The organism is Streptomyces sp. NPDC001914, assembly GCF_042891215.1.
Lineage (GTDB): Bacteria > Actinomycetota > Actinomycetes > Streptomycetales > Streptomycetaceae > Streptomyces.
The window spans coordinates 524,165-544,232 of record NZ_JBIASW010000004.1 but is presented as its reverse complement, the minus strand read 5'-3'; the positions used below and the strand labels follow the sequence as shown (position 1 = coordinate 544,232).

The following is a 20,068-nucleotide window of genomic DNA, read 5'->3' as shown; positions in this document are numbered from 1 at the left end:
CCTCCCCGTCCCCTCCCCCCCCCCACACCGCCCCGGCGGCGCGAGCGGGGGGCGGGGTGGAACGGGGCTCGGGGCGGGGGGCCGGCCGGGGGGCGCCCCCCCCCCCCCCCCCCCTCGGCCGTGTTCCGGACGGCCCTCTCGACCGGCGGTGTGCGCCGATTCACAGCATGCTGGTGTGAGACGCGATCATGTCGTCCACATTGGGGAAGGCGAAGCTCCATGGACGCATCAGAGCAGGCACCGGATGACCGGCCCCTCGACCTGTACCTAGAAATGCTCCGCCTGCGTATGGATCCGGCGGACTACGCGCTCTTGCTGCGCATGGTCGAGCCCGTACTCGAAGCGATCAGGGAGGAGAGGGTGGGAGCGATCGAACTGTGTCTCGACGGCGAGGAACCCGAGAGCGTCCCGCAGGAGGTCCGTGACGAGGCGTCCCTCGTGGTCGCCGTGGCCGTCACGGGACGTCTGGACAACCGGATCGTCGAGCTGGAGACCGAGGAGATCGGAGTCGTCCGGGTCGTCACGGATTCGGGTACGGCGGACGATCCCGAGCGGTGCAGGGAGATCGCCGACTTCATCGGGGAGCGGCACCGCCAGGACGAGGAGCTGCGGGGTATCGCAGAGGTGAGCGGTCTGCCCACCGACGTGTGACCCCGTACGGAGCGCCCCCGGCCGCCGGCGGGCGATCTTGGTCCTGGGACCGGAAAACATGACGTAGAGTTGTCTTCACCGACGCGGGGTGGAGCAGCTCGGTAGCTCGCTGGGCTCATAACCCAGAGGTCGCAGGTTCAAATCCTGTCCCCGCTACTCGAAGACGGAGGGGCCGGCATCTCGATGCCGGCCCCTCCGTCGTGTGTGCCGACGTCCCCGCCCAGGCCGGTGAGCCGTCCGGCGACACGAGTGTGGTCATTCGGCACGGACGCGGTGCCCTGTGCCGCCACAATCACCCCATGACGAAGATCGATACTGTCGCGGAGCGTGTGGTGGCCGCCGCTCGCGCCCGTGGCAACCAAGGATTGGTGCTGATCGCGGTGGACGGCATGGGCGGGTCGGGCAAGTCGACCCTCGCGTCGGCCGTGGCCGCCCGGCTCGGCGGTGCCGTGGTCGTGCACGGAGACGACTTCTACCGCCCGATGGACGCGGACGAACGTGCCGCCCTGACTCCCGCCGAGGGCTACGAGCGCTACTTCGACTGGCAGCGGCTGCGCGACGAGGTCCTCACCCCGCTCGCCACCGGCCACGACGCGCACTACCGGCGCTACGACTGGCCGACCGGATCTCTCGCGACGGACGAGAGACGCGCCGTCATCTGCGACGGCATCGTCATCGTCGAGGGGGTCTACACCGCCCGGCCCGAACTCGTCGACCACTACGACATCGTCGTCTACGTCGACACCCCGCCCGACGAATCCATGCGCCGGCTGCGGGCCCGCGGTGACGACCACGGCCCCGTCGACTGGGAGGCCCGCTGGCGTCTGGCCGAGGAGCACTACCTGGCCACGACCCGTCCCCGGGACAGGGCGCACCTCGTGGTGCAAGGACACTGACCGTGGTCACCGGCCACTGAACGCAGGTCCCCGGAAAACGAAGAAAACCGCCTCCGGTCGTATGACCGGAGGCAATGTGCATGGAGCGCCGGGCAGGCCTTGCACCTGCATTTCCCCGCAGGAAGCGGGGCGTCTTTCCTTGGACCACCAACGCCGGGCTCGTCACCGGGTGTCCGGTGCGGGCTCAAGATCGAGCATATCAGCTGATCAGCGGGTCCCGCACCGGCCCTTCCGTGGCCAGGTGGTGCTTGCGGTGACGGCGGGCGGCGCGGCAGGGTGCGGGGTGTGCGTACTCTGCTGATCGTGCATCACACGCCCTCGCCCAACTGCCAGGCCCTGTTCGAGGCCGTGCTCTCCGGCGCGACAGCGCCTGAAATCGAGGGCGTCCGGGTGGTGCGGCGGGCGGCGCTGGAGGCGACCGCCTCGGACGTGCTGGCCGCCGACGGCTACGTGCTCGGCACCCCGGCCAACCTCGGGTACATGTCGGGCGCGCTGAAGCATTTCTTCGACCAGGTCTACTACCCGTGTCTGGACGCCACGTCCGCCCGCCCGTTCGGCTACTACGTGCACGGCGGGAACGACGTCACGGGGGCGGTGCGCGGCATCGAGTCGGTGACGACGGGCCTCGGTTGGCGCCGCGCGGCCGAGGCGGTGAAGGTGACCGGCGAGCCGGGCAAGTCCGACATCGAGGCGTGCTGGGAGCTCGGCGCGACCCTCGCGGCCCGACTGATGGACTGAGCCCGCGCGTCGAGGCCGACAGGTCCCGACACCCTTACCGGGGGCCGGAGTCGGCCGGGGTGAACGTGCGGGCGAGGTGCGCCGTCAGTTCCGGCGCGGTCGGCGGGCTGAGGCGGGCGCCGAGGTATCCGTCCGGGCGGACGAGGAAGGCGGTCGCCGCCCCGTCGAAGACCCCGTAGAGGCGGGCGAACTCGCCGAGCGTGTCGGCGTACGCCGGCGGGCCGGAGGTCCCCGGGGGGCTCCCGGCGGGCCGGATCACACACGTGGCGACCCGCCCTCCGGAGAACTCGCCCGCCGCTTCGGCGAGTTGCCGGCCCTCCTCGCCGTCCCCGTACACCAACAGGACGTGTCCGCGGTCGCGCAGGAGGTCGTACAGACGCAGCGGGAAGGCGGCGATGTGCGCCGTGAGGCCGGTGCAGTCGGGCGCCCGGTCGCCCGGCCGGGGGCCGGGGCCCTCGGAGGCCGGGCCCACGAGCGGGCTGCCGCGGTAGCCGAGGAGGAGCTGTGCCTCGCGCAGCATCACGGTCCCCGGGTCGTCCGGGTCGGCCTGGACTCCGTGGGCCGCGTGGCGGACCGTGCGCGCGACGACCTCCTCGCCCACGGGCCGCCGCTCGGCGTCGTAACTGGCCGTCAGCGCGTGCTGCGCGCCGCCCTCGATGGCGAGGGCGAGCTTCCAGGCCAGGTTCCAGGCGTCCTGGATACCGGTGTTCATGCCCTGGGCGCCGGTCGGCGGGTGGATGTGGGCCGCGTCGCCCGCGACGAAGACGCGGCCGTCTCCGTAGCGGTCGACGATCCGGTGGCTGATGCGGAAGACCGAGGACCAGCGCAGGCGGGAGGCGGTCGCGGGCCGGGGGGACATCCGGTCCAGCACCGCCTGGATGTCCGCGAGGGCGGGCGCGATCCTGCCGTCGAGGCCGTGCGAGACGCCGTCCGCCGGGCGGTCCGGTCCGTCGTCCCGTGCCGCGGCGGAGAGTTCGGGCGGGACCTTCATCGAGGTCCGGTACCGGCTGTCGCCGGGCAGCGGGATGCACACCAGGATGTCGTCCACCTCGCCGGCGTCGTCGTGGTGCATGGCGCGGACGCCGTAGCCCGGCGGCATGTCCCAGTCCACCTCCACGTCTCCGAGCATGTACTCCTCGGGGAACGCGCTTCCCTCGAAGGTGAGCCCCAGCTTCTTGCGCACGACGCTGTGCGCGCCGTCGCAGCCCACCAGAAAGCGCGCCCTCACCTCTTCCTCGGCTCCGGACGCCGAGCGCAGGACGACCGTCACGCCGTCGGCGTCCTGGCTGAAGGAGACCAGTTCCGTACCGCGTTCGATCCCGGTCCCGAACCGTGCGAGATGATCCTCGAGGATGCGTTCGGTCTCGTACTGCGGCAGGGCGGCGAAGCCGTAGGGAACCTCGGGCGGCAGGGCGAAGTCGATCCGGGCCCGCTCGACGCCGTTGACGTAGGCGAGCTGTCCGTACATCGGCACCGCCGCCTCCAGGACCGTGCGGGTCAGCCCCATGTGGTCCCAGATCTCCAGCGTGCGCGGCTGGATGCCCACGGCCTTCGCGTACGGGAGGCGTTCGGGAAGCCGGTCGACGATACGGCAGCGGACCCCGCGCCTGCGCAGCTCCGCGGCCGCGGTCAGACCCACCGGGCCCGCACCCGCCACCACGACGTCGGTTCCGAAGGAGTGGGCCACGGGAGCCTCCCTGCGTGTGTCCCCCGCGTCGAGTCGATCTCCGTCCATCGTGGCCCCGGGGCGACCGGCCCCGCTACTCGGGCACGCGCGCGAGGAGCGTCGCGGGCCGCCCCGGCGCCGGTGTCTCAGAACTGTGCAGGAGGGGGCGATCCGTCGGTGGGAAGGCGGTGATGGCCGTCGACGGGACGGTGGGTGAGGCGCAGGTGGTGGGCCGGGGTGCGTTCGATGACGAGGAAGGCGGCGTCGTCGCCCGGCTGGTCGCCGATGTGCCGGACGAGGTCGTCGTGGATCTGCCGCAGCAGGGCGTCGGGGCTGGACGCGGTGAACCCGCCGACCCGCTCGGCCAGGGGATAGAACACGCCCTGCGGGGAGCGGGCCTCGATCACGCCGTCGGTGTACAGCAGCAGGAAGTCGCCGGCCTCGAAGGCGAACGGGTCGGTGTGGTGGCTGGAGGCGGGCAGCTCGCACATGCCCAGCGGAGGCACCGGGTGCCGTGCGTGCAGGACGCTGACCTGGTGATCACGAAGGAGCAGGGGCGGCGGATGACCGCAGTTGATCATCTCGGCCCGGTCGCCGTCGTCGGGGATGTCGAGGACGAGCGCCGTGACGAAGTGTTCGCCCGGATCGTGCTCGGTGTCGGCCACCTCGTCCAGGTCCCGGCACACGCTCACCTCGAGGGCCGCCGTCAGTTCGGGCAGGGTGGCGTACCGGTGGGCGCCCTCGCGGAAGGCGCCCAGCACGACCGAGGCCTCGCCGATGGCCGCCAGGCCCTTGCCCCGGACGTCCCCGATGATGACGCGGGTTGAGGCGTCGGCGGCCCGGGTGACCGCGAACAGGTCGCCGCCGATCTGCGTGTCGTCCTCGGCGGCCAGATACAGCCAGGCCACCCGCAGCGGACCGATCTTGCGCGGCGGGGGCCGCAGCAGCACCCGCTGCGCGGTCTCGGCGACGGACCGCGCCCGCACCAGTTCCCGGGCTCGCCGCTCCCGTACATGACACACGAAGACGACCAGGGCGGAGAGCACCACCAGGGCGATGAGCTGGGCGATGTGATTGGTGGTGCCGAGTCCGCCGTGCAGTACGGCGATGACCACCTGGGCGGCGACCGCGAGGAGGCCGACCAGGGCGGTCGTCGCGGGGCCCGCGAGGGAGGCCGTGAGGGTCGGTGCGATGACCAGCAGGGGCCCCAGATGGACGTCGGTGGGGGAGCGGATGTCCACCACGGTGATCACGACGATCAACGCGAGCGGGATCGCCACCAGACCGCGGCCCGACGGCTGTGCCACGAGACGGTCGACTGACATGCGCCGGATACCCACATGCCCCATTTTGTACCTGCTTCTACGGCTCCGGGGTTCCTTGCCGTGTCCACCGTCGGCGAGTCCGGCGCGGGCGCCGCCTCTCGGGTGACCCCGTCGAACGGCCTCGGGCGACGGCGGTCAGGGCGTGGCGCCGGATCCGCGGGGTGACGGCGTCAGTTCCACAGCGGGTAGCTGACCTTCTGCGCGTATCCGTCCGGGTGGTCGTGGGTGTAGGTCAGCGTCATCTGCGTGTAGTGCCGCAGGTGCGGCTTCTTCTTCCACGGCTGCGCGTGGTCCAGCCGGACCACGACGGGGTACGCGTGGAACTTGCCCGCCGCGCAGTACGGCTTGCAGTCGTTCACCAGGTTCACACCCCGGGCGACCGCGGACTTCTGATTCCACTGCGACCAGTGGAGGGAGACGAGACGGCTGTTGCCGTCCCCGCAGGCCAGGATGAAGGCGGCGGGGCGCACATCCGGATGCCAGAAGCAGTCCACGAGGACGGGGGGCGCCTGCCGCTGCTTCGCGTGGTGAGAGGCGGCGGGGGTGGCGGAAGCGGTACCCATCACCGCTGTGAGCGCCGCGGCCGCGCAGATGGTGAACGCGGTCCGGATCGAGTTTGTGCGCATATCAGCTCCGTGCGGGACGCTCTGTCGGGTGGCCGTCAGCGTGTCGGCTCTGCCCCGACGCTACGGTCTCGATGTGTGATGTACCACTCATCTGGATGAACGATGCCATTTCGTAAGAAGAGGTCGAGATCGGTACACAGGGCGACGCATCGGAACACACCGCGACCGTTCCCGTCGTCGCCGTAGAATTCGTCCGTGATGAATAAACCCGGCGCGCAGCGCGGTCGCAGGCCGGGAAGCCCGGACACCCGGGCCGCGATCCTGGACGTCGCCCGGCGCCGCTTCCTGGAGGACGGCTATCACGCCGTGACCCTCCGGTCCGTCGCGGGCGAGGCCGAGGTCGATCTCGCTCTGATCAGCTACTACTTCGGGTCGAAGAAGGGGCTTTTCGGTGCCGCGCTGGCGCTGGGCGCGAATCCGGCCGAACTCCTCGCGCGGGTCGTGGAGGAAGGCGACCTGAACACGTTCCCCGAACGGGTCGTCCGTCAGGTCGTCGCCGTCTGGGACCATCCCGTGACGGGTCCGCCCCTGCTCGCGATGCTGAAGACCGCGATCGACGACGACTCCCTCGGCGCACTCGTGAAGGAGGCGCTGGAACGCGAGATCGTCGACCGGATCGCGGCCGTCGTGCCGGGACGTGACGCCCGGCAGCGTGCCGCGGCGTTCACCGCCGTGATAGCCGGGCTGATCTCCACCCGCTATCTGCTGCGGCTGGAGCCGATCACCTCCATGACGGCCGACGATCTGGTCCGTCTCGTGAGTCCGCAACTCCGGCAGGCCCTGCGCGGCCCCGGACGCACGGTACGGGAGGCGCGGCCCACGGGAGGACCGGCGGCGCGTTCCTGATCCGCCGATCCACCGATCCGCCGATCCACCGATCCGCGGACCCGTCAGTCCTTGCGGGCGGCCGGAGGTGCGGAAGGACCGGGTGCCCCCGACCTGCCGAAGACCGGTCCCTCGCACGGGGCGGGAGACCGGTCTTCGGCAGGTCGGGAGTGTGTCGTCGGGGATGTCTCAGCTGTACGAGGGCTGCTCCTGCGCGTCGGCGGTGGCCGGCGCCTCGTGGTCCTCGGCGGACGCCTCCGGCCGCGGGGCGGAGCGCAGCAGGGCCGCGACGGCGACGGCAGCGACGATCGCGGCCGCCGCCGCACCGAGGAGCGCGAGGTGCATGCCGTCGACGAAGGCGCTGGTCGCGCTGTCGGACACCGGGCCGCCGATGGCGTGGGCCGCGGCCAGCGAGGACCGCGCCGCGTCCGCCACCTGCTGCGGCAGGCCGGGCAGGCTCAGGTGGTCGCGGTAGGCGGCGCTGAGCAGGCTGCCGAGGACGGCGATGCCCAGGGCGCCGCCGAGCTCCCGTGCCAGGTCGTTCATGGCCGAACCCACGTTCTGCAGCGAGCGCGGCAGGGCGTCCGTGATGGCGGTCGTGGCCGGTGTCATGGCCAGGCCCATCCCCGCGCCCAGCGGCACGAGCCCCGTGGCGATCAGCCAGTACGGGCTGGAGGCGTCGAGGAGGGAGAGGATCCCCATGCCCGTCGCGACACCGACGAGACCGGCCACCCAGGGTCCCCGGAACCCGAACCGGCCCACCAGCAGCGGGGTGGCGCGGGAGACCGGAACCATGGTCGCGGCCATCGGCAGCATGGCGGTCGCGGCCATCAAGGCGCTGTCGCCGCGCACCAGTTGCAGATACTGCATCATCACGAAGATGAATCCGAAGAAGACGAAGAACTGAAGCATGATCGACAGCGAGCCCGCGGCGAAGTGGCGGTTGCGGAACAGCCGGGGGTCGAGCAGCGGGTTCTCGCGGCGCAGCTCGAAGACGACGAACCCGGCCAGCACGGCCAGACCCAGCCCGATCCCGGCGAGCGTGACCGGGTCGGCCCACCCGCGGGTCGGCGCCTCGATGACCGAGTAGACCAGCGTCACCAGACCGGCCACGGCGAGCAGGGCACCCCCGACGTCGAGCCGGGGCTGCTTCGGTTCGGCGGACTCGGGCACGAAGAGCAGCGTTCCGAGCAGGGCCACCAGGGCCAGGGTGACGTTCAGCAGGAACACCGAGCGCCATGACCAGCCCTCCAGCAGGGCGCCCGAGGCGAACAGTCCCACCAGCGCGCTGGCTCCGGCGACCGCCGCCCAGACGCTCACCGCCCGTGCCCGCTGGGCGCGGGGGAACGTGGTGGTGATGGTCGACAGCGTGGCCGGCATGACCAGCGCCGCACCCACACCGAGGACGCCCCGCAGCGCGATGAGCGCCGACGGGTCGGTCGTCAGCGCGGCGGCGGCGGACCCGGCGCCGAAGATCGTCAGCCCCGCGAGCAGTGCGCGCCTGCGGCCGAAACGGTCGCCCAGCGCACCGGCCGGCAGCAGCAGCGACGCGAAGACCAGGCTGTAGGCGTCGATGATCCAGGACAACTGCGTCTGCGTGGCGTGGGTCTCACGGGCGAGATCGGGCAGCGCCACGTTGAGCGAGGCCATCGCGGCGACCACCGTGCCGAGGGCGACGCAGGTGACCACCAGGACCAGGTTGTGCCGTACGGCCGGCGCGGGACCGGCGGCAGGGGTGCGGGTGGAGGGCATGGGCTCCGTCCTTCGTCCGAGGGCCCCGGGACGTTTCCGGTGCCTGGACCCAGAGTCGGGAGTCCGCCGCGCGATTTCCACGTTGATGAATTAGGGGTGCGGTCCGGCGGCCGGTGCGCGGGGAACGCGTGCGAAGGCGGCCCCCGGCGCCGAGCCGGGCGAAGACGCCGGTCGGTGGGCCGGGGAGCCCGGACCGGCGGACCGCCGGGGACGGGCACGTCGACGCGCCCGCCCCCGGATCGGTGCTGTCACGCGGCACCTGTTGAATTTCCCGCCCCCTGCTTCAGGGGCGCCGGGTGACCGTCGGACGGGCCCGGGCGGGGCTCCTAGCGGCAGCCGGGGCGCGCCAGCAGCTCGGTCGCCTGGCGGCCGACGAGTTCCCGTGCCGGGGCCGGAAGCCGGCCCAGGGAACCGTCCCACAGTGTGCTCAGGGTTTCCCCGGCGTCGCCGTGGTACGCGGCGGTCTCGCTGAACACCTCGTCCTCGGAACGGACCGCGACGCGAAGGAGGGTCCCGCCTCCGGCCACGGCGTGCAGGGCCGCGGCGACGACGAGCGGTGACGGGCCGCCCGGTTCGGCCGAGGCCTTCACGTAGTTGCTGGTGATCGGCGTGTTCCAGCGCAGGCTCAGAAGCAGTTGGCGCTTGGCGACGACCTCGGCCAGATCGGTCTCGGTGACACCCTCCGGTTCCAGGATCACCGCCCGGGCGTCCAGGACCAGGGCCGCGGGCAGCAGACAACGCAGCGTGCTGCCCACGATGTTGCCGCCCACCGTGGCCGTCCGCCGTACGGCGCCGGTCCCCACGGTGGAGGCCGCCCGGCGCAGCACCTCGGGCACCCGGTCGTCTATGCGGTTCAGCACCACGGCCGCACCCAGGGTCTCGGGCTCGATCGTGTTGGCCTCCGGGAGGTCCCGCAGCGACATGGCGTGCTCGGGGAACCCGTCCCGTTGCCAGGTGGCCCACACCAGTGTGGCACCGCCGATGGGCACCGCCCCTTGGGTCAGGTACTCCTGTGCTTCGGACACGGACGTGGGCAGACGCAACAGCACGACAGCCGACCTGCTTTCCTGGTGACTTGGCGGCGGGTACTAGGTGTCTTGGCGAAATCACCGTCGACAGGCGCATTTTCGCCGTGCGGACGGGGGCGCGTACAGGGCACACTCCAGCAACTGGTGCGCCCCGCCGTGCGGTTGGCCCCGCGGCGAGTTCGTCGCCGGGGTGCGGCCCGCACAGGCCGTCCGCGTTCATGGGGCGCTCATGGCGCCCGTCATGTTCCTTTCCCACGCCGCGAGTTGCTTCGTACCGCTGTCAACTACCCTGGTGGGAGCCGGAATAGGCCGCCCATCGCCCACCGTGGCGGGCCACGGTGATCCGCCGGCCGAAGCAGCCGGTCATCCAGGAATCGGTCAGCGTGTCCTCGACGGGCCCCTGCGCCAGGACGCGCCCCTCGCGCAGGAGCAGCGTGTGGCCGACGGCCGGGGACAGCTCCTCCAGGTGGTGGGTGACCGTCACGGTCGCCAGTTCAGGCCGGCTCTCGGCCAGCCGCTGCATGGCCTCGACGAGGTCCTCGCGGGAGGGCAGGTCCAGGGCGTTGAACGGCTCGTCGAGCAGCAGCAGGGCCGGCTCGGCCATCAGCGCCCTGGCGATCAGGACGCGGGCCCGCTGCCCGCCCGAGCAGACCCCGTACGGCCGGTCGGCCAGCTCCTTGATGTCCAGTTCGGCGAGCAGTTCGTGGGCGCGTCGGCGCACCTCGGCGTCGTACTTGCGCCACAGCGGCTGGACCGTGCCGGTGTGTCCCGTCAGGACGACGCCGTGGGCGTCGAGGTCCTGCGGTACGCGCTGGGCCGTGCTCACATGGCCGATGCGGGCGCGCAGCTCGCGCACGTCGACCCGGCCGAGCCGGCAGCCGAGCACCTCGACGCTCCCGGTCGTGGGATGCATCAGCGCGCCCAGCAGCCGCAGCAGGGTCGTCTTGCCCGCGCCGTTGGCGCCGAGCAGCGCCCAGTGCTCACCGGCCCGTACCGTCCAGTCGATCTCCGAGAGGATCACCTGGCGGTTCGTGTGACGGTGGACGCTCACATCGCGCAGCGCGACCACCGCCCGCGTGTCCCTGACGTCCGGCTCGGACCTCACCTCGGTCATACCCGGGCTCCCCTCGATCGGTCGGCGCGCCTCGCACTGTAGATGTGCCGCACATCTTGTTGCTCGCGCGTCCGCTGGGTGGACCGGCGCCCCGGCCCGTCCACCGCCGAAGAGGGGCCGGCGAGGTCACGGGCCGTCGGCCGCCCTCCTCCGGCAGAGGAAGAGCGCGACCGACGGCCGCGGACGACCCGGGTGAGTGGAAAGCCGTCCTGAGCTCGTGCGGTATCACATGTTGATCATGTGGCCGGCCAGTCCGTGCACTGCCTCCTTGACCGCCTCGCCGAGCGTGGGGTGGCCGTGTACGTTGCGCGCGACCTCGTGGACCGTCAGGTCCCACTGCTGGGCGAGCGTCAACTCGGGGAGCAGTTCGGTGACTTCGGGGCCGATGAGGTGGGCGCCGAGGAGTTCGCCGTAGCGTGCGTCGCTGAGGATCTTGACGAATCCCGCCGCCTCGCCGAGGCCGTGGGCCTTCGCGTTCGCGGTGAACGGGAACTTCGCCACCTTGACGTCGAAGCCCCGCTCCCGGGCCTGCGCCTCGGTCCAGCCGAAACTGGCGATCTGCGGCTGGCAGTAGGTCGCCCGCGGGATCATGACGTAGTCGAGTTCCATCGTCTCCGCGTCGCCGATCGTCTCGGCCGCCACGATGCCCATCGACTCGGCCGCGTGCGCGAGCATCAGCTTCGCCGTCACGTCCCCGATGGCGTAGATGTGCGGCACGCTCGTACGGCAGTGCCCGTCGATGTCGATCGCACCGCGGTCGGTGAGCTTCACGCCGGTGTTCTCCAGGCCGTAGCCCTGCACGCGCGGCTGGAACCCGATCGCCTGGAGCACCTTGCCGGCCTCGAGCGTCTGCCGCTGGCCGCCCGTGGTCACCATGACCTTGACCGAGCCCCCGGAGTCGTCGATCGCCTCGACGCGGGTCGACGTCAGCACGTTGATGCCGAGCCGCTTGTACCGGCGGGACAGTTCGGCGGAGACCTCCTCGTCCTCCAACGGGACGATCCGGTCCAGGAATTCGACGAGGGTGACCTGGACGCCGTAGTTGTGGAGCACGTACGCGAACTCCACGCCGATGGCGCCGGCGCCCGCGATGATGATGCTGTCCGGGAGGGTGTCCGACAGGATCTGCTCCTCGTACGTCACCACACGCTCGCTCAGCGAGGTGCCGGGGAGCAGCTTGGTGGTGGCGCCGGCCGCGATGATGCAGTTGCCGAAGGTGACGGTCTCCGAGCCGCCGTCGGTCAGGGCGACGTCGATCGTGCGGTCGTCGCGGAAGGTGCCACGGCCGGTGTACTGCGTGATCTTGTTCTTCTTCATCAGGTAGTGGACGCCCTTGACGCGTCCGTCCGCCACCTTGCGACTGCGCGTGAAGGCCACGCCGTAGTCGAAGCTCACCTCGCCGTTCACCTGGATGCCGAAGGTCTTGGCCTCCTGGGTGAAGATGTGCGCGAGTTCCGCGTTGCGCAACAGTGCCTTCGACGGGATGCACCCCACGTTGAGGCACACACCGCCCCAGTACTTCTCCTCGATGATCGCCGTGCTGAGTCCGAGCTGGGCCGCCCGGATCGCCGCGACATATCCGCCCGGGCCGGCGCCCAGGACCACCACGTCAAAGTGTGCGCTCATGGCGTTCAGCCTAGAACGCCACCGCCCTCGGCGACGGGACGGGCGCGGCCGTGGAGGGCGACGGCCGCTCGCCGTGGCACGCCTACGGGCCGGCCCCGCGGGGGAGCCGGCCCGTACGCCGGACGATGTCAGGTGACGTCAGGTGACGTCAGCCGTCGGATCTCAGACGAGGTCGAACCGGTCCAGGTTCATGACCTTGTCCCAGGCGGCGACGAAGTCCTTCACGAACTTCGCCTTGGCGTCGTCGCTCGCGTAGACCTCGGCGAGCGCGCGCAGTTCGGAGTTCGAGCCGAAGACGAGGTCGGCACGCGTGCCGGTCCACTTGACCTCGCCCGTGGCGTCGTCGCGGGCCTCGAAGGTGGTCGCGTCCTCGGAGGTCGCCTTCCACGTCGTGCCCAGGTCGAGCAGGTTGACGAAGAAGTCGTTGGTGAGCTGTCCGGGGGTCGCGGTGAGGACACCGTGCGAGGACTGGCCGTGGTTGGCGCCCAGGACACGCAGACCGCCGACGAGGACGGTGAGCTCCGGAGCGCTCAGGGTCAGCAGGTTGGCGCGGTCGAGCAGCAGGTACTCGGCCGAAAGCCGGTTGCCCTTGCCGAGGTAGTTGCGGAAGCCGTCCGAGGTCGGCTCCAGCGCGGCGAAGGACTCCGCGTCGGTGTGCGCGTCCGTCGCGTCGACACGGCCCGGGGCGAAGGGCACCTGGATGTCGTGACCCGCGTCCTTGGCCGCCTTCTCGACCGCGGCGACGCCGCCGAGGACGATCAGGTCGGCCAGCGAGACGTGCTTGGCGCCGGAGTTGAAGTCACGCTGGACGCCCTCCAGCGTGCGCAGCACCGTCGCCAGCGTGTCGGGGTCGTTGGCCTCCCAGCCGCGCTGCGGCTCCAGACGGATGCGGCCGCCGTTGGCACCGCCGCGCTTGTCGCTGCCGCGGAACGTCGAGGCCGACGCCCAGGCGGTGAAGACGAGCTGGGCGACCGTCAGGTCGGAGGCGAGGATCTTCGCCTTGAGAGCGCTGATGTCCTCGGCGCCGATGACCTCGCCCTCCGCCTCCGGCAGCGGGTCCTGCCACAGCAGCGTCTCCTCCGGGACCTCCGGGCCGAGGTAGAGGGACTTCGGGCCCATGTCACGGTGGGTCAGCTTGTACCAGGCGCGGGCGAAGGCGTCCGCGAACTCGGCGGGGTTCTCGTGGAAGCGGCGGGAGATCGGCCCGTAGATCGGGTCGAAGCGCAGCGACAGGTCCGTCGTGAGCATCGAAGGAGCGATCTTCTTCGAGGCGTCGTGGGCGGCCGGTACGGTGCCCTCGCCCGCGCCGTCCTTCGGCTTCCACTGGTGGGCGCCCGCGGGGCTCTGGGTCAGCTCCCACTCGTAGCCGAAGAGGTTGTCGAAGAAGCCGTTGCTCCACTGGGTGGGCGTGGTGGTCCAGGTGACCTCGAGGCCCGAGGTGATGGCGTCGGCGCCCTTGCCGGTGCCGTAGCTGCTCTTCCAGCCCAGACCCTGCTCCTCGATCGAGGCGGCCTCGGGGTCGTCGCCGACGCTGTCCGCCGGGCCGGCGCCGTGGGTCTTGCCGAAGGTGTGACCGCCCGCGATCAGGGCGACCGTCTCCTCGTCGTTCATCGCCATCCGGCGGAAGGTCTCACGGATGTCGCGGGCCGCGGCGATCGGGTCCGGGTTGCCGTTCGGGCCCTCGGGGTTGACGTAGATGAGACCCATCTGGACGGCGCCGAGCGGGTTCTCCAGCTCGCGGTCGCCCGTGTAGCGCTCGTCGTCGAGCCAGGTGGTCTCCGGGCCCCAGTACACGTCCTCCTCGGACTCCCACACGTCCGCACGGCCACCGGCGAAGCCGAAGGTGTCGAAGCCCATCTGCTCCAGGGCGACGTTGCCGGTGAGGATCATGAGGTCGGCCCAGGACAGGCTCTGGCCGTACTTCTTCTTGACGGGCCACAGCAGACGGCGGGCCTTGTCCAGGTTGACGTTGTCCGGCCAGCTGTTGAGGGGCGCGAAGCGCTGCTGCCCGGCACCGGCGCCGCCACGGCCGTCGCTGATGCGGTAGGTGCCCGCGCTGTGCCACGCCATACGGATCATGAAGGGGCCGTAGTTGCCGAAGTCGGCGGGCCACCAGTCCTGCGAGGTCGTCAGCACCTCGGCGATGTCCTGCTTCACCGCGGCGAGGTCGAGGGTCTCGAAGGCCGCGGCGTAGTCGAAGTCCTCGCCCAGCGGGTTGGCGACGGCGGGGTTCTTGGCAAGGATCTTCAGGTTGAGACGCTCCGGCCACCACTGGCGGTTTCCGCCGCCCTGGGTCGGGTGCGCGGCACGGCCGTGCGCGACCGGGCAGCCGCCCGCCCCCTCCGTTTTCGCGTCGGTGACGATCGCGTCGTGGTTCTCAGACATGGGAATCCTTCCGGATGGGCCGATCTCGTTGCTCAGCGACTACGGGTGGGGGGAACAGCTGGGGCGGGGCCCCGGCGGCCGGCCCCAACCATCGGCGGAGCCGACGGGGAGGCCGTTGTTTTCGGACGATAGCGGGCAAAGGGGGCGGTCTGCCGCACGACCGGAGGCGGGGACGCCGTACACGGCTCGCGCCGGACCGGCTGGACCGGTCCGATACGGGGTACGCATCCCGCCACGGTGAACGGACGGAGGGCTGTGTGCGACGCGCGGGGAGGTGCGGCGCCGGGTCGCCCGCCATGGCGGCGATCGCGTCGCCGACGGGGCGCTCCCGGGCTCCGGGAGTGTCCCGGACTGCGTGTCACGGCGGCCGTCACGCGCGGTCCGGCGCCGCGAGGTTCCACGGCGGTGGTCCCGACATCTGTGTCTCTCCTGCTCGTCCCGAAGTGTTCTTGTCCCTTGGCCAGTGCCAAAACCGATCCTACGATGGACAGAGTCCAAGTCAAGAAGAACACCAGACCCATATTCGATCGGACCCAGGATGCACACCGATAAACTGCGGGTTCCCACCGATCCTGAAAAGGTGAACCGATATGAGTGACCTGCTGGAGCGACTGCGAGGGCGTGGCTGGCGGATGACTTCCCAGCGGCGCGTCGTTGCGGAGGTCCTCGACGGCGACCATGTGCATCTCACGGCCGACGAGGTGCACGCCCGCGCGGTCGAACGGCTGCCCGAGATCTCCCGGGCGACCGTCTACAACGCCCTGGGCGAGCTGGTCTCGCTCGGCGAGGTGATCGAGGTCACCACCGACGGCCGGGCCAAGCGCTACGACCCCAACGCCCACCGCCCGCACCAGCATCTGGTCTGCTCCGCCTGCGGCACCGTCCGGGACGTCCACCCCACCGGCAACCCGCTGGCCGACCTGCCGCCGACGGAACGCTTCGGTTTCACCGTGGCCGCCGTCGAGGTCACCTACCGGGGACTGTGCCCTTCGTGCGCCTAGGGCCATGCCGGGAGCGGCCGGCCCGGAGCGACCCCGCGGACACGCCCTAGGCTTCGGCCATGATCGAGACCGAGCGGGACCTCTCACCGGCGATACGGATCAGACCCGGCGGACCGGCCGACGCACCGGCCGTTCTGGACATGCTCGACGGAGCGGTGGTCTGGATGAACGCCCGGGGCAACACCGAGCAGTGGGGCACGACCCCGTACTCGGAGACGGCGGGCGGAGCCGAGCGCGTCCGGCGGTACCTGACCGAGAACACGCCCTTCGTCGCGGAAGCCGGGGGAACCCCCGTGGGCACCCTGGTCCTCGACACGGGGCCCAGCCCGCAGATGCCGATCGACCCCGCCGGAGAACCCGAGCGGTACGTCCGGCTGCTCGTGTCCGACCGACGGCACGCCGGCCGGGGCATCGGGGCCGCGCTCCTCGCCCACGCCGTCGAGGAGACCCGCAGGTCCGGCGTCGGGCTGCTGCGGGTCGACTGCTGGGCGGGCGGCGGGGGCCGGCTCGTCGCGTTCTACGAGCACCAGGGATTCACCCCCACCGAACGGTTCCTGTCCGGAACCTGGCCGGGCCAGGTACTGGCCCGGCGGGTCGGCGTACCGCGTGAGCGGAGCGATCAGGCGAGGTAGTCGGCGACGAGCTCGGCGAACTCCTCCGGCGCCGCGAGCCTGACCCCGAGGCTCTCGGCCTTGGCGCGCTTGGAGCCGGCACCCTCACCGGCGACGACCAGGGTCGTCTTCTTCGACACGCTGGAGGAGGAACGGCCCCCGGCACGCTCGATGAGCTCGTTCATCTGGTTGCGGCTGAGCTGCTCCAGGGCACCGGTCATCGCGCCCGTGACCACCACCGTCATCCCGGCCAGCGGTCCGCCGTCCGTCCCGCCCTCCTCCGTGTCCGAACCGTCCTCGCCGGGCGCGGCGGGCGGGGTGGCGCCGGGCTCGGTCATGTTGACCCCGGCGGCGGCGAGCCTGTCGATGAGCGGGGCCAGTTCGGCCAGCTCCGCGACGATGGAGGGGGCCTTCTCCGTGCCGATGCCCTCCACTCGCTGCATCGTCTCCGCGTCCGCCGCGCGTATGTGCTCCATGGTCGCGAAGTACCGCGCGATGCGCCGGGACATGGAACGGCCGGTGCCGCGGACACCGAGCGCGCACAGCACCCGCGACAGCGGTCTGCCCTTGGCCGTCTCGATCGCCGCGAGCAGGTTGTCGGTGCTGGTCTCACCCATGCGGTCCAGGCCGAGGAGCTGCTCGCGGGTCAGGTCGAACAGACCGGCGAGATCGGCGACCAGACCGCTCTCGACGAGCTGGACCACCCGCGTGTGACCGAGCCCCTCGATGTCGAGCTGGTCGCGGCCCGCCGCGTACGAGAGCGCGGCGACCAGACGGCAGTTGCGGCCCTGCTCACAGCGCCACCGCTGCTCGCTGGTGTCGATGGCGGACCCGCAGTTCGGACACGTCTCCGGGAAGAGGATGGGCTGTTCCTCGCCTGTGCGCAGATGGGCGACGGGAGCCTCGATGCGGGGGATCACGTCCCCGGCGCGGTGGACCATCACATGGTCGCCCAGCCGCAGATCGCGACGCGTGATGTCCGCAGGGTTGTGCAGGGTGGCGTACGTGATGGTCGAGCCGTCGATCTCGACCGGCTCCAGCACCGCGCGCGGGGCGATGATGCCGGTGCGGCCCACGTTCCACTCGACCGCCAGCAGCCGGGTGATCTTCTCCACGGCCGGGAGCTTGTACGCGATGGCCCAGCGCGGCGCGCGTGAACCGGACCCCGCGGCCCGCTGGTCGGCCGCCAGATCGGCCTTGACGACGATCCCGTCGATCCCGAACGGCAGCTCGGCGCGCAGCGCCCCGATCTCCTGGACGCGTGCCAGCACCTGCTCGGCGCTCGCGGCCGTGACGCCGGGGACGGCCGTGCTCGCGGTGGTGTTCACGCCCAGCTCGGCGGCCCGCGCCATGAGCTCGCTGTGCGCGATCTCGCCGAGCCGCGCCGCCTCGCCGGCCTCGGTGCCGGGCACCGGCAGCAGGCCGTAGCCGAAGAAGGTCATCGGGACGGTGTAGGCGCGCTCCTTGGCGCGCAGCGTGCCCGCCGCGGCGTTGCGCGGGTTCGCGAACGGCTGCCCACCGTGCGCGGTGCGCACCTCGTTGGCGTGCTCGAACTGCGCCGTCGTCATGAGGACTTCGCCGCGCACCTCCAGCGTGACCGGCTCGGAGAGCTCGCCGGGCAGGCCCTCGATCGTCCCGATCGCGTGCGACACGTCCTCACCGGCCGTGCCGTCCCCGCGGGTGATGAGCCGGGTGAGCCGGCCCTTCTCGTACCGCGCCGCGATGGCCAGGCCGTCGAGCTTCGGCTCGACGCTGTACCGCTCCACATCGTGACCTGTCCGCCGCGCCAGCGACGCCGTCCAGGCGATGAACTCCTCGGAGGAGAAGACGTTGTCCAGGCTGAGCATCGGCACCGTGTGCGGGACGTCCCCCTCGACGGCGCCGCCCGCGACCTTCCCGGACGGCGAGTCGGGCAGCACCTGATCGGGATGGGCGGCCTCCCAGGCGGCGATGCCGCGCACCAGCCGGTCGTACGCGTCGTCGTCCAGCTCGGACGTGCCGCCCTCGTAGTAGGCGGCCGACGCCTTCAGTGCGTCCTCGACCGCCTGCGCGTAGGCGACGGCATCCACGATCACTGCAACAGGTGTTGTCATACCCGCCATCCTGCCTGCCACCACTGACAATGCCCTCACGGAGGCTTTCCCGCGGCAGGCACTCGGGGCGATGCGGGCAACTGCTCCGCCCGGAGGTGACAGGGGGCCGGGGGGTGAAGTAGACCTTGGGGCAACCGTGGGACCGGGCGACTTCCGGGCCCGACCGGCAGGTCCCCGTTCCGGCCCGCCGGCCGACTTCAAGGAGTGGCCCATGCTCGCCGCGCTCGGTGTCGGTCCGGCCGAGGAGGAGGTCTACCGTCTCCTGGTGGCGCGTGGACGGGCGGCGCTCCAGGACCTGGCGGCCCGCAGCGGCCGCCCCGAGTCCGAGACACGTGACATCCTCACCGCGCTGGCCGGGCGCGGTCTCGTCGTCCGGCAGGCTGCCGAGGGCGCGGCCGACGTGTTCGTGGCGGCGCCCCCGCCGTCGCGCTCGGCGGGGAACTGCGGCGTCGCCGTGACGAGTTGAGCGCGGCGGAGCACGCGGTGCTCACCCTGGCCGAGCAGCACCGCACGGGCGCCGAGGGCAGCGCGGTGGAGGTGATCGGAGACATCGACGCGGTCCGCCACCGGTTCCGCCGGCTCCAGGAGTCCGCCCGGCACGAGGTGCGGTCGATGATGGTGCCCGAGCAGAGCGTCGTGACGCGCGACGACAACACCGCGGAGGGCGCCGGGATCCGCCGTGGCGTGCTCTACCGGACGATCCTGCACCGGGACGCGCTGACCGAGCCCGGCCTGGTCGCCCAGGCCCTGTCCGTCCTGGCGGCCGGACAGCAGGTGAGGGTCGCCGACGCCATTCCCGTGAAGATGATGATCGCGGACCACGATCTGGCGATGCTCCCCCTGTACAGCGGCCGCAACACCGCCGCGGCCTCGGTGCTGGTGCACGCCGGGGGACTGCTGGACGCCCTCGTCGCCTACTTCGAACTGGCCTGGGAGCAGGCGTATCCGCTGTCGCCGCACATGGCGGGCGACGGTCTCGTGGAGCAACGACCGGACGAGATAAACGAGTTCGACGCCCGGATGCTCGCCCTCGTCCTCGCCGGGCTCACCGATCAGGCCGTCGGAGCGCGCCTCGGCGTCTCCCGGCGCACCGTGCAGCGGCGCATCGGTGAACTCATGGCGCGGGCCGGTGCCGAGAGCCGTATCCAGCTGGGCTGGCACGCCGCCCGCAGGGGCTGGGCCTGACGACCCGGCCCGCGGCCGGTCCGGACACGCCTCAGGGCGTCAGTGTCCGTGGCCCGCGGGTGAGGGTCGCGCGGACCGGGTGACGACGAGGTCCGGTTCGCGGGGGCCGGGAGGCAGGCCCGTGCCGACGTCGGCCTGGCGGAGCTCGGCCAGCAACTCGGTCTGCCCGGCGAGCAGTTCGGTGAGGATGCGGCGGGCGGCGCGCAGCAGTTCGGCGACGTCGCCGCCCGCGAGCGCGTAACTGACGGTCGAGCCCTCGCGGATGGACACCACGATGCCCGAGCGGCGCAGCACCGCCAGTTGCTGCGAGAGGTTGGACGGTTCGACCTCGATCTCGCTGAGCAGGTCGCGCACCGAGACCGGGCCGCTCTGCAGCAGCTCCAGGACGCGGATGCGCACAGGGTGTCCGAGCATGCGGAAGAACTCGGCCTTGGCCTGGTAGAGGGGAACCTGCCTGTTCAAAATCGTTCGCTCCCTGCCGCCTCGGGACGGGCTGTTTCTCCGGCTGGTGCGGTGGCTGTCCGCGTGCCCGCCGCGAACGGTGCC

General features: G+C 71.5%; 18 protein-coding genes and 1 tRNA gene. 9 read left to right on the top strand and 10 right to left on the bottom strand.

Features of this window, described 5'->3' with window-relative positions; all coding sequences use genetic code 11:
- Positions 1–219 precede the first annotated feature (219 nt).
- From ACFYYF_RS14910 to ACFYYF_RS14895, 4 genes are all read left to right on the top strand, one after another.
- Positions 220–651: a hypothetical protein gene (locus tag ACFYYF_RS14910; protein WP_361680405.1), complete on the top strand. Its 432-nt coding sequence runs from the start codon at positions 220–222 to the stop codon at positions 649–651.
- A gap of 82 nt (positions 652–733) precedes the next feature.
- Positions 734–807, top strand: a tRNA-Met gene (locus tag ACFYYF_RS14905).
- A gap of 143 nt (positions 808–950) precedes the next feature.
- Positions 951–1,547, top strand: a complete 597-nt coding sequence (locus ACFYYF_RS14900; protein WP_388775450.1) for a uridine kinase — start codon at positions 951–953, stop codon at positions 1,545–1,547.
- A gap of 285 nt (positions 1,548–1,832) precedes the next feature.
- Positions 1,833–2,285, top strand: coding sequence for a flavodoxin family protein (locus tag ACFYYF_RS14895; RefSeq protein ID WP_388775448.1), 453 nt, complete (start codon positions 1,833–1,835; stop codon positions 2,283–2,285).
- 34 nt (positions 2,286–2,319) lie between these two features.
- On the opposite strand, the gene ACFYYF_RS14890 is transcribed toward ACFYYF_RS14895, so the two are convergent.
- The 3 genes from ACFYYF_RS14890 to ACFYYF_RS14880 form a co-directional block, all read right to left on the bottom strand.
- Positions 2,320–3,972 carry an FAD-dependent monooxygenase gene (locus ACFYYF_RS14890; protein WP_388775446.1) on the bottom strand — a complete coding sequence of 551 codons (1,653 nt, stop codon included), beginning with the start codon at positions 3,970–3,972 and terminating at the stop codon, positions 2,320–2,322.
- Positions 3,973–4,097: 125 nt separating this feature from the next.
- Positions 4,098–5,276, bottom strand: a complete 1,179-nt coding sequence (locus ACFYYF_RS14885) for a PP2C family protein-serine/threonine phosphatase (RefSeq protein WP_388775443.1) — start codon at positions 5,274–5,276, stop codon at positions 4,098–4,100.
- Positions 5,277–5,446: 170 nt separating this feature from the next.
- Entirely contained in the window at positions 5,447–5,902 is a 456-nt protein-coding gene (locus ACFYYF_RS14880) for a hypothetical protein (protein ID WP_365492791.1), read from the bottom strand.
- A 198-nt stretch (positions 5,903–6,100) separates the two neighbouring features.
- On the opposite strand from ACFYYF_RS14880, the gene ACFYYF_RS14875 reads away from it, so the two are divergent.
- Positions 6,101–6,748, top strand: coding sequence for a TetR family transcriptional regulator (locus tag ACFYYF_RS14875; protein WP_361680556.1), 648 nt, complete (start codon positions 6,101–6,103; stop codon positions 6,746–6,748).
- Between the two features lie 168 nt (positions 6,749–6,916).
- On the opposite strand, the gene ACFYYF_RS14870 is transcribed toward ACFYYF_RS14875, so the two are convergent.
- The 5 genes from ACFYYF_RS14870 to katG form a co-directional block, all read right to left on the bottom strand.
- On the bottom strand, positions 6,917–8,479 hold the full coding sequence (locus ACFYYF_RS14870; RefSeq protein WP_388775440.1) for an MFS transporter: 1,563 nt from the start codon (positions 8,477–8,479) through the stop codon (positions 6,917–6,919).
- Positions 8,480–8,805: 326 nt separating this feature from the next.
- On the bottom strand, positions 8,806–9,528 hold the full coding sequence (locus ACFYYF_RS14865; protein WP_388775437.1) for an FAD binding domain-containing protein: 723 nt from the start codon (positions 9,526–9,528) through the stop codon (positions 8,806–8,808).
- Positions 9,529–9,787: 259 nt separating this feature from the next.
- Positions 9,788–10,621: an ABC transporter ATP-binding protein gene (locus ACFYYF_RS14860; RefSeq protein WP_388775435.1), complete on the bottom strand. Its 834-nt coding sequence runs from the start codon at positions 10,619–10,621 to the stop codon at positions 9,788–9,790.
- 225 nt (positions 10,622–10,846) lie between these two features.
- Positions 10,847–12,247 carry a dihydrolipoyl dehydrogenase gene (gene lpdA / locus ACFYYF_RS14855; RefSeq protein ID WP_388775432.1) on the bottom strand — a complete coding sequence of 467 codons (1,401 nt, stop codon included), beginning with the start codon at positions 12,245–12,247 and terminating at the stop codon, positions 10,847–10,849.
- 162 nt (positions 12,248–12,409) lie between these two features.
- Positions 12,410–14,632 carry a catalase/peroxidase HPI gene (gene katG / locus ACFYYF_RS14850; protein WP_388775430.1) on the bottom strand — a complete coding sequence of 741 codons (2,223 nt, stop codon included), beginning with the start codon at positions 14,630–14,632 and terminating at the stop codon, positions 12,410–12,412.
- Between the two features lie 590 nt (positions 14,633–15,222).
- Between katG and ACFYYF_RS14845 the strand changes: the two genes are divergently transcribed.
- Entirely contained in the window at positions 15,223–15,633 is a 411-nt protein-coding gene (locus ACFYYF_RS14845) for a Fur family transcriptional regulator (RefSeq protein WP_361680372.1), read from the top strand.
- Between the two features lie 59 nt (positions 15,634–15,692).
- Entirely contained in the window at positions 15,693–16,265 is a 573-nt protein-coding gene (locus ACFYYF_RS14840) for a GNAT family N-acetyltransferase (protein ID WP_388775427.1), read from the top strand.
- Here the strand turns inward: ACFYYF_RS14840 and ligA are convergent.
- Positions 16,253–18,337 (bottom strand): NAD-dependent DNA ligase LigA, encoded by a 2,085-nt coding sequence (gene ligA / locus ACFYYF_RS14835; RefSeq protein ID WP_388775424.1) that lies wholly within the window; start codon positions 18,335–18,337, stop codon positions 16,253–16,255. The genes ACFYYF_RS14840 and ligA overlap by 13 nt on opposite strands.
- A 211-nt stretch (positions 18,338–18,548) precedes the next feature.
- Between ligA and ACFYYF_RS14830 the strand changes: the two genes are divergently transcribed.
- Positions 18,549–18,803: a helix-turn-helix domain-containing protein gene (locus ACFYYF_RS14830; RefSeq protein WP_388775421.1), complete on the top strand. Its 255-nt coding sequence runs from the start codon at positions 18,549–18,551 to the stop codon at positions 18,801–18,803.
- A gap of 17 nt (positions 18,804–18,820) precedes the next feature.
- Positions 18,821–19,522, top strand: a complete 702-nt coding sequence (locus tag ACFYYF_RS14825) for a helix-turn-helix domain-containing protein (RefSeq protein ID WP_388775419.1) — start codon at positions 18,821–18,823, stop codon at positions 19,520–19,522.
- Positions 19,523–19,561: 39 nt separating this feature from the next.
- On the opposite strand, the gene ACFYYF_RS14820 is transcribed toward ACFYYF_RS14825, so the two are convergent.
- The gene (locus ACFYYF_RS14820; protein ID WP_386987263.1) at positions 19,562–19,936 is read right to left on the bottom strand and encodes an ArsR/SmtB family transcription factor; all 375 of its coding nucleotides are present in this window, start codon (positions 19,934–19,936) and stop codon (positions 19,562–19,564) included.
- Positions 19,937–20,068 lie beyond the last annotated feature (132 nt).